General features: G+C 50.3%; 13 protein-coding genes. 6 read left to right on the plus strand and 7 right to left on the minus strand.

Going from position 1 to position 15,499, the window contains the following annotated elements; all coding sequences use genetic code 11:
• The first annotated feature begins 58 nt into the window (after positions 1–58).
• The 3 genes from NNO08_RS12355 to NNO08_RS12365 all read left to right on the plus strand — a co-directional run bounded on the left by NNO08_RS12355 (position 59) and on the right by NNO08_RS12365 (position 3,343).
• Positions 59–334: a metal/formaldehyde-sensitive transcriptional repressor gene (locus NNO08_RS12355; protein WP_012132328.1), complete on the plus strand. Its 276-nt coding sequence runs from the start codon at positions 59–61 to the stop codon at positions 332–334.
• Between the two features lie 32 nt (positions 335–366).
• Positions 367–1,485, plus strand: coding sequence for an S-(hydroxymethyl)glutathione dehydrogenase/class III alcohol dehydrogenase (locus tag NNO08_RS12360; protein ID WP_271456816.1), 1,119 nt, complete (start codon positions 367–369; stop codon positions 1,483–1,485).
• A gap of 169 nt (positions 1,486–1,654) precedes the next feature.
• Positions 1,655–3,343 carry a methyl-accepting chemotaxis protein gene (locus NNO08_RS12365; protein WP_271456817.1) on the plus strand — a complete coding sequence of 563 codons (1,689 nt, stop codon included), beginning with the start codon at positions 1,655–1,657 and terminating at the stop codon, positions 3,341–3,343.
• A gap of 49 nt (positions 3,344–3,392) precedes the next feature.
• Here NNO08_RS12365 and NNO08_RS12370 read toward each other — a convergent pair whose 3' ends face one another.
• From NNO08_RS12370 to NNO08_RS12400, 7 genes are all read right to left on the minus strand, one after another.
• Complete coding sequence (locus NNO08_RS12370; RefSeq protein WP_271456818.1) at positions 3,393–4,472, minus strand: pilus assembly protein FimA; 1,080 nt, start codon at positions 4,470–4,472, stop codon at positions 3,393–3,395.
• Between the two features lie 23 nt (positions 4,473–4,495).
• Entirely contained in the window at positions 4,496–5,083 is a 588-nt protein-coding gene (locus NNO08_RS12375; RefSeq protein WP_271456819.1) for a fimbrial protein StaF, read from the minus strand.
• Positions 5,084–5,091: 8 nt separating this feature from the next.
• On the minus strand, positions 5,092–5,658 hold the full coding sequence (locus tag NNO08_RS12380) for a fimbrial protein (protein ID WP_271456820.1): 567 nt from the start codon (positions 5,656–5,658) through the stop codon (positions 5,092–5,094).
• 3 nt (positions 5,659–5,661) lie between these two features.
• Complete coding sequence (locus NNO08_RS12385) at positions 5,662–8,247, minus strand: outer membrane usher protein (protein WP_271456821.1); 2,586 nt, start codon at positions 8,245–8,247, stop codon at positions 5,662–5,664.
• Between the two features lie 25 nt (positions 8,248–8,272).
• Positions 8,273–8,974, minus strand: coding sequence for a fimbria/pilus periplasmic chaperone (locus NNO08_RS12390; RefSeq protein ID WP_271456822.1), 702 nt, complete (start codon positions 8,972–8,974; stop codon positions 8,273–8,275).
• 99 nt (positions 8,975–9,073) lie between these two features.
• On the minus strand, positions 9,074–9,634 hold the full coding sequence (locus NNO08_RS12395; protein WP_271456823.1) for a fimbrial protein: 561 nt from the start codon (positions 9,632–9,634) through the stop codon (positions 9,074–9,076).
• Between the two features lie 379 nt (positions 9,635–10,013).
• Positions 10,014–10,937, minus strand: a complete 924-nt coding sequence (locus NNO08_RS12400; RefSeq protein WP_271456824.1) for a LysR substrate-binding domain-containing protein — start codon at positions 10,935–10,937, stop codon at positions 10,014–10,016.
• 231 nt (positions 10,938–11,168) lie between these two features.
• Here NNO08_RS12400 and NNO08_RS12405 point away from each other — a divergent pair, with 231 nt between their 5' ends.
• From NNO08_RS12405 to NNO08_RS12415, 3 genes are all read left to right on the plus strand, one after another.
• Positions 11,169–12,071 (plus strand): manganese-dependent inorganic pyrophosphatase, encoded by a 903-nt coding sequence (locus NNO08_RS12405; protein WP_271456825.1) that lies wholly within the window; start codon positions 11,169–11,171, stop codon positions 12,069–12,071.
• A 122-nt stretch (positions 12,072–12,193) separates the two neighbouring features.
• The gene (gene hglS, locus NNO08_RS12410) at positions 12,194–13,537 is read left to right on the plus strand and encodes a 2-oxoadipate dioxygenase/decarboxylase HglS (protein WP_271456826.1); all 1,344 of its coding nucleotides are present in this window, start codon (positions 12,194–12,196) and stop codon (positions 13,535–13,537) included.
• 193 nt (positions 13,538–13,730) lie between these two features.
• Positions 13,731–15,386 (plus strand): glucan biosynthesis protein D, encoded by a 1,656-nt coding sequence (locus NNO08_RS12415; protein WP_137381794.1) that lies wholly within the window; start codon positions 13,731–13,733, stop codon positions 15,384–15,386.
• The last annotated feature ends 113 nt before the right edge of the window (positions 15,387–15,499 follow it).

Raw genomic sequence — 15,499 nt, forward strand, 5'->3', positions numbered from 1 at the left:
ATTTTACAATTATGTAAAAATTCTGATAGTATACCCCCCTATAGTATCTGGAGGGCGTATGCCACATTCACCTGAAGATAAGAAACGCATTCTCACCCGTGTACGCCGTATACGCGGCCAGGTTGATGCGCTTGAGCGCGCGCTGGAGTCCGGTGAGCCGTGTCTGGCAATCCTGCAACAAATTGCCGCCGTGCGCGGTGCATCCAATGGCCTGATGGGCGAAATGGTTGAGATCCACCTGAAAGATGAACTGGTCAGCGGGGATACAACCCCAGACCAGCGTGCTGTGCGCATGGCTGAAATCGGCCATCTTCTGCGCGCTTATCTAAAATAACACCATCACCTCGCAATAATGGGAAGAGACAAATGAAATCACGTGCAGCAGTTGCATTCGGCCCCGGTCAGCCGTTAAAAATTGTCGAGATCGACGTCGCACCGCCAAAGAAAGGTGAAGTGCTGGTTAAAATTACCCACACAGGCGTGTGCCATACTGACGCTTTTACGCTCTCTGGCGACGATCCGGAAGGTGTGTTTCCGGCGGTACTCGGCCATGAAGGCGGGGGTATCGTGGTTGAAGTGGGTGAGGGCGTCACCAGTCTGAAACCGGGTGACCATGTCATCCCGCTGTACACGGCAGAATGTGGTGAGTGTAAGTTCTGTAAGTCTGGCAAAACTAACTTGTGTCAGGCCGTACGTGCTACCCAGGGCAAAGGCCTGATGCCGGATGGCACTACGCGTTTCTCATATAATGGCGAACCTATCTATCACTATATGGGTACCAGTACTTTCAGTGAATACACCGTTTGCGCAGAGATCTCGCTGGCGAAGGTTAACCCGCAAGCGCCGCTGGATAAAGTGTGTCTGCTGGGCTGTGGCGTAACCACCGGGATCGGGGCAGTACATAACACGGCGAAAGTGAAAGAAGGCGATACTGTGGCCATATTTGGCCTGGGCGGCATTGGTCTGGCGGTGATCCAGGGGGCAGTACAGGCGAAAGCTGGGCGTATTCTGGCGGTTGATACTAACCCGGAAAAATTCAAGCTGGCGGGTGAAATGGGCGCGACCGACTTCATCAACCCGAATGATTACGATAAACCGATTCAGGATGTGATTGTTGAGCTTACCGACGGTGGTGTGGACTTCAGCTTTGAATGCATTGGTAACGTCAATGTGATGCGTGCGGCGCTGGAATGCTGTCATAAAGGATGGGGTGAAAGCATCATCATTGGTGTGGCCGGTGCGGGACAGGAAATAAAAACCCGTCCGTTCCAACTGGTAACCGGACGCGTGTGGCGCGGGTCGGCATTTGGTGGTGTGAAAGGGCGTACGCAGCTGCCTGGAATGGTTGAAGATGCGATGAGCGGGAAAATCCAGTTGGACCCGTTTATTACCCATCGCTTACCGCTGGAGCAGATCAACGAAGCGTTTGATTTAATGCATCAGGGTAAGTCCATTCGTACCGTTATCCACTTTGGCGATAACTGATTCATTGGCCAGCGGAATTTACCGCTGGCACTTTCCTGAATTTCTTTGAATGATGTTGTGAAAGTGTGACGAATCTTGCGCTTTTCACGGTAAGCAAACTTTATGAATTGCCGATGACTATCTAATGGGCGTGTTTTCACGCATAAACCCTACAAGAGAGTCGACGGTCATGGACAATACAATATCGATGCAAGCCCAGAATAAACTGGGCTTTCTGCATCAAATCAGACTGGTTCCGCTGTTTTCCTCCATTCTCGGTGGCATCCTTCTGCTGTTTGCTTTGAGTTCCGGGCTGGCAAGCTATTTTCTTATGCAGGCCGATCGCGATCAGCGCGATGTGACCGATGAGATTCAGGTCAGGATGGGGTTATCTAACAGTTCTAATCATCTACGCACAGCCCGTATCAATATGATCCACGCCGGCGCAGCGAGTCGCATTGCCGAAATGGACGATATGAAGGCCAATATTGCAGAAGCGGAAAAACGCATTAAGCAATCTCAGGATGGTTTCACTGCCTATATGTCTCGCGTGGTGAAAACGTCGGAGGACGAAGCCTTAGACGCTGAACTGAGCGCCAGTTTCAAAGCATACATCGACGGTCTGCAGCCGATGCTGAAATATGCCAGAAACGGCATGTTTGAAGCGATTATCAACCATGAAAATGAGCACGCCAGGCCGCTGGATACGGCTTACAACAAGGTGCTGCTGAAGGCCATAGAAATTCGTACTGCAAGAGCCAACCAGCTCAGCGAGCAGGCCCACCATCGTACCCAAATCGGCATGGCCTTTATGCTGAGTGCATTTATTCTGGCACTGGTGCTAACCGTGATGACGTTTGTTGTCTTGCGTCGTACCGTGATTCATCCACTGTTGCGCGCGGCCCAGCGTATTGAGCAAATTTCTGTGGGCGATCTGACCATGCGGGATGAACCAACTGGGCGCAGTGAGATTGGTCGTCTGAGTCGCCATCTTCAGACGATGCAACATTCACTGGAGAAAACCGTAGGCACGGTACGTCAGGGGGCGGAAGAAATCTATCGCGGCACCAGTGAAATCTCGGCGGGTAATACGGATCTGTCATCACGTACCGAAGAACAGGCCGCGGCGATTGAACAAACGGCGGCCAGTATGGAAGAACTGACTGCTACGGTGAAACAAAACGCGGACAACGCACACCATGCCAGTAAACTGGCGGAAGATGCCTCCGGCAAAGCCAGTCGCGGTGGGCAGATGGTCTCTGGCGTGGTGAAAACCATGGGGAATATCTCGACCAGCTCGAAAAAAATCTCTGAAATTACCGCTGTCATCAACAGCATTGCCTTTCAGACCAATATTCTGGCGCTGAATGCGGCGGTGGAAGCGGCGCGAGCAGGAGAGCAAGGGCGTGGATTTGCCGTCGTCGCCAGCGAAGTTCGCACGTTGGCAAGCCGCAGCGCCCAGGCAGCGAAAGAGATTGAAGGATTGATCAGTGAGTCAGTGCGGTTGATTGACCAGGGGTCCGGTGAGGTTGTGGCTGCGGGTAATACCATGACGGATATTGTCGATGCGGTAAAACGTGTCACCGATATTATGCTGGAAATTGCAGCGGCCTCTGATGAACAGAGCCGGGGTATCGTGCAGGTAAGCCAGGCGATTTCAGAGATGGATAAAGTGACGCAGCAGAACGCCTCACTGGTCGAAGAAGCCTCGGCTGCAGCGGCCTCCCTGGAAGAACAGGCTGCGCGTTTAACTGAAGCCGTCGGCACGTTTCGTCTGCAGGGCGCAAGTGCGATAAAACGCGTTGCAGCCGTTGTTAATCCAGCACCTTCATCACCACGGTCAAGTGCGATAAATACGGAGAATTGGGAAACTTTCTGATAGGTCAGCAATCCGGTAATTCGGTACTCTGAATTACCGGGTGCCCCGCTTACTTATAGGTTGCGCTAATGATGCCAGATGCGGTGAACGCACCGGGGGTGTAGTCATCACAGGTGCCATTATTGCTGGCTGAGGTACAGGTGAGTAGCCCCGCCATCGGGATATCTTTCGCCGTCACGATGCTGCCAAAATTGATGGTGACAGAAGAGCTGGCGTCATTTGCCGACAAATATTTCCGAGGTGAACCATCCTCGTAAGAAACCGCCACACCCCGCCCCCCCGCCGCAGAGTTGCCGGTAGTGGTATTGGCCAGAATTGATAGCCCGGAATTATCATAAATAGCTTTGGTAGACTTCAGCTTTAGAGTCACACCTGAGGTATTGACACAGCCGGTATTACTTAACGTGAAACTTTTTCTCGGTTTGTCATTTCCCACATCGCCAAAGTCAATCGTTGAGGGGGATACCGATAAGTTACAGGTTGGCGTCTTGAATTTCACAGTGAAAGAGCTGCTACTCACGTTGATATTAAGCAGAGGGTTACCAGAGTCACCAGCACGAATCGTTCCTGACAACCCACCTGATGTGGGTGTCGCATCACCCACAGCCGTCACTATACCTCTCTGCCATATTTCAACATATATGTTCATGAGCATATACTCTTTAAGGTTCATATTTACATCCATCATTCGAGTCGCGGATGTAGAAGAGGGTAAATATACGCCGTCACTCCCCCCTGGCACATAGACGGTATAGTAAATGCCGGGAATCGTCGTAGGCCAAAACCCTCTGTTATAGGTATAAGTTGTGCCCTGTAGTGGTGCTCCATGGGTTGTCCAGGAATCAGACTGGGTCCCAGCATTACTAGATACCCAACCCCACCAGTCGGAACCATCATTACCTGAACTACAAGTTACCTTAGCGCTAACCCCCGTATTAATATCAGCCAGTTTTACATAAATGTCACTGTTGGGTGCAAAAACGGTATTATCTATATTAATGGCACCTACATTTATACTTATGTTGTAATTTTTATCCAGTGGACATTCCAGTGCCCAGGCAGGAAATGCGATAATTGCTTGTGCTAAAAAAAACAGTGGCAAAACGCTACGAACAATCATTTTATTCATATAAGCTAATCTGTCGTTCATTATTATTTATAACTCACGCTAATTTGTACCTGGCTTAATACACCGCCTGGTGTAACTGGTTTTGCGGCATTAACTCTTTGATATCGAGCTTTAAAGGTATAATCGGTATCGGTAGTGGTAGAACCAATATAGTTGGTGAAGTTGACGGCCGAGGTGTTGTCACTATTGAGGACATTAATATTTGCGCTGCTAAAAACCACCACCCCGACATTGTCTGCCGCCGTTGACGCCGTTACCTGCCCCGTAGGGCCGATATATTCATTAGGGAATATCTGGTTGCCGTTGAGTTGTGCTTTTTGCGGCTTAAAGCTCAGCACTAGCGTTTTGGCGACGGAACCGGAGTCGCAGCGTGCGCTTATCTTCAGGGACTTTGTAGCCACATTGCCCACCGTAGTGGCGGATAGATTCGCCCACGCGCCACCGCTGGCGAAAGCGCTTGCCTCCAGATCGCCTAAATCAACATCGGATGCACTGATATTACAGCTACCGCTAACCACCTCCGCGCTTATCGTGAGTACATTGGTGTTGGTCGTGACCGCTGCCCATAACGGCGTGGATATCAATAATAAGACTCCGGGTATATATTTCACGGTGGCTCCTACTGATAGGTCGTGGTGAATGTTAATGTCGCACTGTACATCCCCGAAGTCGTAGGGGTGCCAGGATAAGATGTTGGGCGTAGAAATAGGGATAACGGCAACTTGCCGTTGCTGCGCTCTGTGCTGCTCCAGATTATTTTTTCAGTATTGTTTACGCCGAGCGGCAACGGCGTATTGAGATTACTGGTACGATACAGCACGCCTGCAACGCCCACACGTCCACCTTTCATTTCTGTCGGATATCCACTCCATGAAGAACTGGCCTTTGGTAAGGTTTGCATCCAGTTCAACGTCTGCGCGGTTTTCGTTCCGGACTTCGTGATATAGCAATCACTGTATTCCAGAGAAAAATCTTTCCGAATATTGCTACCCTGTGCTTCTATTTCGGCCCATGTTAATACGCCAAAGTCGATGGTCTGGTTCACTGCTTTACTACTTCCGACCACAATATTAATGGTACAGGTTGTGGCGAGTAAGTTGGCCTTGAAATTCACCGTCACATCCACATCCGCGGCGAAAAGCGATGAGCTACATAACAATAAAGAGATAAGCATTCCACGGCGCATAAACTATTTCCCAGCTTCTGGCATCTGACACACTAAGGTATCCAGACGGATTGATTTACCTATCATTGCGGGTGCATCGGGGATTTGATAGGTTACATCGCAATAACTTGCCGCATCGCTTCCCCAAATAACCTTCAAACTGCCTCGTTGTTCGATACCGCGCAAAAAGGCGCGGCCTGCCTGACCCATTGCGCCAACGGATTCACCCTGTTCGTTAAGAATATTGGCCCCCAGAGGAATAAAGCTGTTATCGCTGCGCTTCAGAGTGACAAATACCGATTGCCCTTGCTGGGTGGCGAAGGTGACTTTCACCACGGCGCCATCACGCGGAACCACGGCAGCCGAGGTGTTTTTCACTTCAACGTCCGCCTTGATGGTGCTGAGATCCAGTCCGACGGTATTCTCAGCGTAAGGGGTCAGGCTGGTAGCGACGGCATATCCTGCGCTGTCAATCTCGCCATAACCATTGCTGGTGGTAGCGCCATCTGCGCCTTTCGCTTCAATAAGGGCGATGGCGCTTTGTGTGTTGACATTGCCCGGTAAGAGCGTCAATCCACCGCTGTGTAACAGCACACCGCCGTTATTGTTTAAGGAATACTGCTGGTTATGTTTTTTATCGACCGTAGCGGAAACGCTGGTTGCCCCATGCGCGCCGTTATAGGTGGAATACCCACTTATGGAATAGGTATCCTCTCCCTGGCTGGCCTGGTTAGCGGTGGTACTGAGGCTGTAGTTCCATCTATTATTGCTACTGTTGCCGCTGGCTGTACTGGTGAAACCGTTGTTGCCGCCAAAGTCGGTATTGGCGCTGAGGTTCAGACTGGAGAAGGCAGGTTGATCGTTCTGAGCATTACTGCCAAAAGGAATACTCAACCCAACGTACAGGCTGTCATCTTCATCGCCCCATTCGTTATAACTGCGCTGCAGCGAGATATTCCACGAGATGGAGCGGAAAGTATTGCTGTAGCCCAGCGAATATTGAGACGTTTTGTCTGAGTCACCCCAATAACTCGTCCAGGTACCGCTGAGATAAAATGCGCCGTAATCTTCGCCGTTAAGGGTAATGGGCTGATTGATGTTAGCCTGAAACTCATTTTTAGAATGGCTGTAGTTGCTGCGATACGCATCGTTAGGGTTAGTATCGTGATCGTCGCTATAGCTATCGATACTCTTTTGCAAAGAGATGGTGTCATTAAGTGAGAGATAGTCTTTGGTACTGTAACGATAGGCGCTAAAGCTGAAATTGGTTTGCGTTGCCTCCAGAACGTTACTGTAACTTAAACGATAGCTCTGCCCTTGCAGGACACCAATATCGTCAAGTGACGCACGAGAATGGGTAACATCGACTGCGATGGCGCCAAGACGGGTATTCATAGCAAGACCCAGCATCCCAGCCAGGTAGTCTTCTTCCATTGACTGTATGCCGCCATATAGCGTGAAAATATCGCTCAATCCATAATTACCGTTGGTGGTGAGCACCCACGGGGAATCATCGTCGCCGTCATCATCTAATGTCCCGGCGGCAAAATCCCAGTCGACTTCACCTTTAGTCATTAATTGCGCGACCGAAGCATACGGCACGGTAAACATGCGTTTTGAGCCATCAGCCTCTTCTACGGTAACGTCGAGGTCAGCGCCGTTGATGGCTAAATAATAATCCTTCAGGGCAAAAGGACCTGGGGGAACGGTGGTTTCATAGATGATGCGCGACTGCTGTCGTACGGTAATTTTAGCATTACTGTTAGCTATGCCGTTGATGACCGGGACGTATCGGCCATCATGGGGATCCATTCGTTTGTCGTTATAAAGGTGTACGCCTTTAATGCCGATACTATCCAGCACTTCGCTACGAGAGGTCACCTGGCCCAGTTCCATTTGCGCACGGATGGACGGTAAATCGCGTGCCAGATAGAGGTCGTAGTTGTCCCAGGTTGCGCTCTCGTCTTTTGTCCAGTTCAGCGCGCCGCTGGAGCGTAACCGCCATGCTCCCAGATTGAGACCGTAGCCAAGCCCCAGATAGCCACTGTCAGAGGTACTGCCCTCATTTTCACTGTGATAGCCGCTGAAACTCCAGTTCAGTATTGCTGCAGGTATACCGGCATCCCAACGTGCAGGATTAACATAACCCGCCGGGTGGCTGACGAGAAACAGCTGTGGAATGGTGAGCATCAGGATCTGCGAGTTGGGATCGTAACTCACGCTGGATGAGGGGTAATAGTCTGCCAGCATGTAGCATTGTGATTCACCTTCGTCTGCATTTTCCGTGGGGAGTTTGCTTACATCGACGTTCGCTTCGTCGAGCACTTCACGCGTCAGACAGGGAGACGCGTTCGGGGTGTGACTATCAATAAACTGGATCTTTGCAGTCTGCTGTTGCTCACCGTTAATCCATATAGAGACTGTATAAATACCCGGTTTCACCGGGTTGCCGCGCGCATATTGCGATACGTCGATTGTCGATTTTTTACCTGCGTTGCTGAAGATAAAGTCATCGTTGAATTCAATGTAGTTATCGTCAGCAAATCCTGTCTGACAAATAACTAACAATATCCATACAGAGGTAGCCATGCGGCGTTTTGACATCGACATTAGGGCAATCCTTGCGCGAATTTTACTATTTCCCTGTTGCGTCAACGTTACCACCGTAATCATTGACAGCAGTCCATGACACGGATTCAAAACGCGGGGTAGTGAGTGATTTCACTTCATAGCTTGCGCTGGAAAAGGGGGCGACCATATCGGGTTCAATGCTGTATTTTTTACCCCCAGAGATAATCTTCGCACCGACCAGCGAGACAAAGTAAGGGGAGTCATTTTTCGCCGTCGCCCAGATTTGTTTGCCCTTGTTTGCCAGACTCCATTTCAGATGTTGAATGGCCTCGTCAGGTGAACCGGGGAGGGTGGCCGGGCGGTAAAACACTTTGATACGCGTTTTAAGCGCAATTTGCAGTTGGTTTGATTTGGCTGCATCTTTGTTTTTTCCAGGGATTTCAAGCGCGTTAAACCAGTAAACACTTTCACGGTCGGAGGGCAAAGGCTGGCCATCCCAGTTTAAGCGTACGGTTAGTCCTTGTTTGGGGTCGACGCGGCTTACCGGCGGAGAAGCGATAAAAGGGATATCTAAGGTTTGTGGATCACCATCTTCATGGCCATCATCTAACCATGACTGTATTAATAGCGGTTGCTGGCCCTGGTTAACCATTTTAACTAATGCTTCTTTGGCATTAGAAAGATAAATAACACGAGTTGCATTAATTACCAGACTGGCGGTAGCCGAATAACTGAATGAAATGGCTGATGAAAACATAATCATCATGAATGCTTTTTTTGAAATCATATTATTCGTTTCTAATGTTAATGACTGCAACCCCAAATTGGTAAGGCTGCAGTAGGGTTGTTAAGTTTTTAAAAATTATTAAGGGTAGGTTGTTGTAAAGGTGGTGTTTGCTTTAACTTGTCCAACTTGTGGGGTGCCGGAGCCTGAATAGATATAGCCAACGGAATAGTCAAATACTGCCCCGTTATCGGCATCATAATCGGCTTCAGACTGCGGCGTTGCAGAGTTGAAATCGATGATAGTATTCGTATTGGTGTCTTCTACCTGGAAGCCAGCATCTTTATCACCCGCAGCAACAGTGTTTAACAACGCGTTGGTTGTGCTATTAAAATTGCCTGTTGTTGAGAATTGCCCTTTTACTTTACCGCCAGTCGGTGCCGTTGCGCAGTTTTTAACGGTAATCTGGAAGTTGGTTTTCATCACTGAATTCGTGACGGCTGCTTGCATTACTTGAACAGTGACATCACGAAGCTGAACTTCTTTTGATGCGGAAACGCCATCAATGCTAACATCACAGGTTGATGCTGTAATGTTCCCCACAAAATCGATGTTTGCTGCGTCAGAACCAGCCGCCTGTACCTGAAAAGTTACACCTGCGACCAGAGCCGCTGCTACACTTAAATAAGTAAAAGATTTCATGTTATTTTCCTTAATAACAGGTTAAATGAAGTAAGGATTATATGACTCTGGTTTATAGTTGAACAGTAGATGAGGAAGGGTGGTTATTTTTTTGAGAATTTATTTGGGGAGAGTTAGTAACAGATTAGCGTATGTATGCCGTACAATATATTAAATTAATATTTCCTATTTCTTTATGAATTTTAAAAGGAAATTTTCAGAACTGCGGATTATGCTGGGGGATGTCATCAGATATTTTTCGCTGAAAACACCACCTAAAGTAAGCATTGCTTAATTTACTTGTAAGAAAATGTGCGGCGTATTGGATGTGTTTCGCAAATGTTTTACTGCACTTTTACGTAGGCAGGACTTGTCGGTAACGACAGGTCTGCCTAAATAATCAAAATGGTACGGTTTTGCGTATTGCGGCAATAAGGATCTGCGCAGCAGAGGAAAGTTGAACGTCTACACGGGTAAGAATGCCAATAGGTTCACCCGCCCCGTGGGTGGGAATCGGCAATGATACCAGCGTTGCCTGGCGTAAATCTTCCCGCACTGCGCCTGAAGGCACAAACCAAACATAGTCGTAATCCACCGTCAGTTGCCGGGAAAGCGATGCTGACAGCGTTTCGATACATCCAGAGGGCATTTTACAGCCCTGGCTTTGCAGCAAGGCTTCCGCGTGCTGTCGTGGGGCGGTCCCTTTGGGGGACACCACGACAGGCCATTCCATTACCCGACTCAGTGTGATGGTCTCTTGCAACAGCGGGTGATTAGGTCGCACAACCAGCTTGAGCGATTCGAGAAATAACAGTTCGTAGTTCAGACCAACCATCAATTCCGGATCGGCCATACGGCCAATACCGAGGTCGATCTCCCCGGATTTTAAGCCAGCCAGAATCATGGGATTACTCATGGTGGCAACCTGCAACGTTGTTTCCATTTGCTGCTTGTGATACTGACCAATTACTGCAGGCAGAATACCCAATGCAGCTGTTGGCAAGGCACCAATACGAACAACATCAGTCTGCGACTCTTCACGATGATTTAATGCCTGGCCGGCAGTGTTGAGTGCATCAAGCACTCTTACCGCATGGGTAAGAAACTGTTCGCCGGGCAAGGTTAACTGTGCACCAAGACGACCGCGTTCAAAGAGTCGGGTTCCGGTCAGTTGCTCCAGTTCGTTCAGCGTTTTGGAGAGGGCTGGTTGACTCAGGTTAAGGGTTTCGGCCGCGCGCCCCAACGTTCCCTGTTGAGCAACGGCGACAAAAGTATGAAGATGGCGCAAGCGAATGCGCTGATTGAACAGAACATTTTTTTCCATAAGCGATGTTAAAAACAGAGCCGTATCGGTGACAAGTGAAGTTGTTTGTTTTTGATAACTTGATAGCAAAATATTATTAACATTTAACGCCTTTTACTTACAACTGATTTATTTTGCTTATGTTTTGTACAGCGTGACCGCGTGGTGTGATCATGGAAGGGAATGTAGCCAGTCGTTATACTCTGACAATTGTTCGCTTTTTCATCATTCATCATCACAGGGCACTGACCAATGATCCATGTAATAGGGCACCTTAACCCCGATAGCGATGCCATTTGCACCGCGGCAATGACAGCTCGCTGGCTTACGTTACGAGGCCAGCAGGCGACGGCATGGCGTGCGGGGGAACCTAACCGTGAAACGCAATTTATCTTTGCGCATGCAGGATTGGACATGCCCGAACGACTCACGTTTCCGCTGACCGATCTGGATGTTTGGGTGGTAGATTTCACCGAACCGACACAAGGACCAGAATCGCTGTCTGAGAGCAATGTCGTCGGTATCATCGACCATCATCGACTCGGCGGATTAGTGACACGTCTTCCTCCGGAGGTTTGGGTTAAGCCTGTTGGCAGCAGTGCGACGCTGTTGTGGCAACTGATGACGGATGACGAGCGCAGCCAGGTGTCGTCTGCGGAGGCTGTTTTGCTACTGGGGGCCATTTTAAGTGACACTGTCACGCTTCATTCGCCTACTACCACGCCGGATGACAGCCAGGCGGTGGGGGCTCTGGCCCAAAAAACGGGTGTGGATCTGGACGCTTTCAGCCGTGATCTTCTGTCGGCCAAAACCAGCGTCGAAGGCATGAGTGCCCGTGAACTGCTGCATAAAGACATTAAAACGTTCACCATTCATGGGCATAAAGTCTGCGTGGCGCAACTTGAGCTGTATGCACTGCGCCAGGTTGACGGTGTGCTGGACGATCTCCGCGAGGAGATGACCCGTTATGCTGAGGAAAATCAAGCTGCTCTGGTGGTACTGATGCTGACGGACATCAATCTTGGCGATACCAGTCTGTGGTTCGCTGGCTCTGAGTTGTCAGAGTTACCGCAACCCTGCAAGGTCGAAGGCATGCTCAGTCGTAAAAAACAGATGCTGCCATGGCTGGAAAGCCATTTAAAAGCACGTCAGTAAGTTTCGGTTTACTGTCCTGGTGGGAGGGGGAATTTATGCGGGATCACAGTTTGTAAATTCTTCCCACCGGACTCAGCGGTGTTTTCTACACTCCAGGTAATATTCACTGGAGGCATGACATTATGGCGAACACCATCACGGCAGATGAGATTCGGGAACAATTTTCGCAGGCAATGTCAGCAATGTACCAGCAGGAAGTCCCGCAGTACGGCACGTTGCTGGAACTTGTCGCTGATGTGAATCTGGCGGTACTGGAAAATAATCCGACACTGCATGAAAAACTGGCCAATGCGGATGAACTGGCACGGCTCAATGTTGAACGCCATGGGGCTATCCGGGTCGGTACGGCGCAAGAGTTGTCTACACTGCGGCGGATGTTTGCCATTATGGGCATGTATCCGGTCAGCTATTATGATCTCTCCCAGGCGGGCGTCCCCGTCCATTCCACGGCGTTTCGCCCCATCGACGATGCCTCGCTTTCGCGCAACCCGTTTCGGGTATTTACGTCACTATTACGCCTCGAATTAATCGAGAACGTGGTGTTGCGCCAGCAGGCAGCGGACATCCTCGCAAAGCGTGATATTTTCACGCGTCGTTGTCACGAATTGCTGGATGAGTTTGATGCACAGGGCAGTTTCACACCCGCACAAGCCCAGGAGTTTGTGCATGAAGCACTGGAAACGTTCCGTTGGCATCAACACGCCACCGTAGATGAGCAAACGTATCATGCCTTGCATAACGAACATCGACTGATTGCCGATGTGGTCTGTTTTCCCGGTTGCCATATCAACCACCTGACGCCTCGTACGCTGGATATCGATCGGGTACAGTCGATGATGCCGGAGTGCGGTATTACACCGAAAATTCTCATTGAAGGCCCTCCACGGCGCGAGGTGCCCATCTTGCTGCGCCAGACCAGCTTTAAGGCGCTGGAAGAGCCGGTGTTGTTTGCCGGCGAAATGCGTGGAACACACACAGCGCGTTTTGGTGAAATCGAGCAACGTGGTGTGGCGCTGACGCCAAAGGGCCGGGCGTTGTACGACGAACTGTTGAGCAAAGCGGGGACGGGGAAAGATAACCTGACGCACCAACTGCATCTTCAGGACGTGTTTAAGGCGTTCCCGGACAGCGAGTTTCTGCTGCGCCAACAGGGACTGGCCTGGTTCCGTTATCGCCTGACGCCGTCGGGCGAAGCGCATCGCCAGGCTATTCGCCCGGATGACGATCCACAACCGCTCATTGAGCGGGGCTGGCTGGTTGCTCAGCCTATCACCTACGAAGATTTCTTGCCGGTGAGCGCTGCAGGGATTTTCCAGTCTAATCTGGGTAATGAAACACAGGCTCGCAGCCACGGTAATTCCAGCCGCGATGCCTTTGAACAGGCGCTGGGCTGCGCGGTATATGATGAGTTTGCGTTGTATCAGGAGGCAGAAGAGCGCAGTAAACGGCGGTGTGGTTTACTTTAACTGAATTTACACGGGATTCGGTCTGTTCTCATCGACATAAAATATTTTCGATTTTGTACAGATAATCGGCGACCAACAATTGGATTATTAATGAATTTTGTCTAGAGTGAGCGGTCAGAAATGTGCACTCTCTTGCCGCAGATTTTGACCGGCGCGGGACCATTTACACGACCAGAAGGACTCACTTTCAGGCATGAATCGCAGACGATTTATTAAAGGTTCAATGGCAGTGGCCGCCGTGTGCGGAACCAGTGGTATTGCATCACTCTTTTCCCGCGCCGCCTATGCGGCAGAGTCTGACATTGCAGACGGAAAAACCGTACGTTTTGATTTTTCCGTTCTGCAGTCGATGGCCCATGATTTAGCACAGAAGCCGTGGGGCGGTGCGCCGCGCGCATTGCCGGATACGCTGGCGAAACTGACGCCGCAGGCTTACAACAGTATTCAGTACGACGCAGAACAGTCACTGTGGAACAACGTTGAAAATCGTCAGCTTGACGCGCAGTTCTTCCATGTGGGAATGGGCTTCCGTCGCCGCGTACGCATGTTCTCGGTTGATGACAGTACGCATATGGCGCGTGAGATCCATTTCCGTCCGGAGCTTTTCAAGTACAACGATGCCGGTGTGGATACCAAACAACTGGAAGGGCAAACTGACCTCGGTTTTGCCGGTTTCCGCGTGTTCAAAGCGCCTGAACTGGCTCGTCGTGATGTAGTGTCCTTCCTGGGAGCCAGCTATTTTCGCGCCGTAGATGACACCTATCAGTACGGTTTGTCGGCGCGCGGTCTGGCGGTTGATACGTATACCGACAGCAAAGAAGAGTTTCCTGACTTCACCGCATTCTGGTTCGAAACGGTTAAACCAGGCGCCACTTCATTTACTGTTTATGCACTGCTCGATAGCCCAAGCGTGACCGGCGCGTTTAAGTTTGTGATCCACTGTGAGAAAACGCAGGTGATCATGGATGTGCAGAATCATGTCTATGCGCGTAAAGACATCAAGCAACTCGGCATTGCGCCGATGACCAGCATGTTCAGCTGTGGTAACAATGAACGCCGGATGTGTGACACCATTCACCCGCAAATTCATGACTCCGACCGTCTGGCTATGTGGCGAGGCAATGGTGAGTGGATCTGCCGTCCGCTGAATAACCCGCAAAAACTGCAGTTCAATGCCTACACCGATAACAACCCGCGAGGGTTCGGCTTACTGCAGCTCGATCGTGACTTCTCTCATTACCAGGACATCATGGGTTGGTACAACAAGCGGCCAAGCCTGTGGGTTGAACCACGAAACCAGTGGGGTAAGGGGACCATTGGTTTAATGGAGATCCCGACTACCGGTGAAACGTTGGATAACGTCGTCTGCTTCTGGCAGCCGGATAAAGCAATCAAAGCCGGTGACGATCTGGAATTCAAATATCGCCTGTACTGGAGCGCACAACCACCGGTACGTTCGCCGCTGGCCCGTGTGATGGCAACCCGCACCGGTATGGGTGGCTTCCCGGAAGGATGGGCTCCGGGCGAACATTATCCAGAAAAATGGGCACGTCGTTTTGCCGTTGATTTCGTGGGGGGGGACCTGAAAGCGGCAGCGCCGAAGGGAATTGAACCGGTCATTACGCTCTCCAGCGGCGAAGCGAAGCAGATTGAAATTCTCTACGTGGAGCCTATCGACGGCTACCGAATCCAGTTTGACTGGTATCCAACGTCTGATTCAACCGACCCGGTCGATATGCGCATGTTCCTGCGCTGCCAGGGCGATGCTATCAGTGAAACCTGGCTGTATCAGTACTTCCCGCCTGCACCGGATAAACGTCAGTACGTTGACGACCGTGAAATGCGTTAATTGCTCTTCTGATGGCTCTCCTTCCGGGGAGCCATTGCTGAAACCTCTACCGTAACAATCTGTACACTATTTACTCGATCCTGTTCGCATTTTTCCCTGACCTAACCGGGTAA

The organism is Citrobacter sp. Igbk 17 (genome assembly GCF_028069775.1).
Taxonomy (GTDB): Bacteria; Pseudomonadota; Gammaproteobacteria; order Enterobacterales; family Enterobacteriaceae; genus Citrobacter.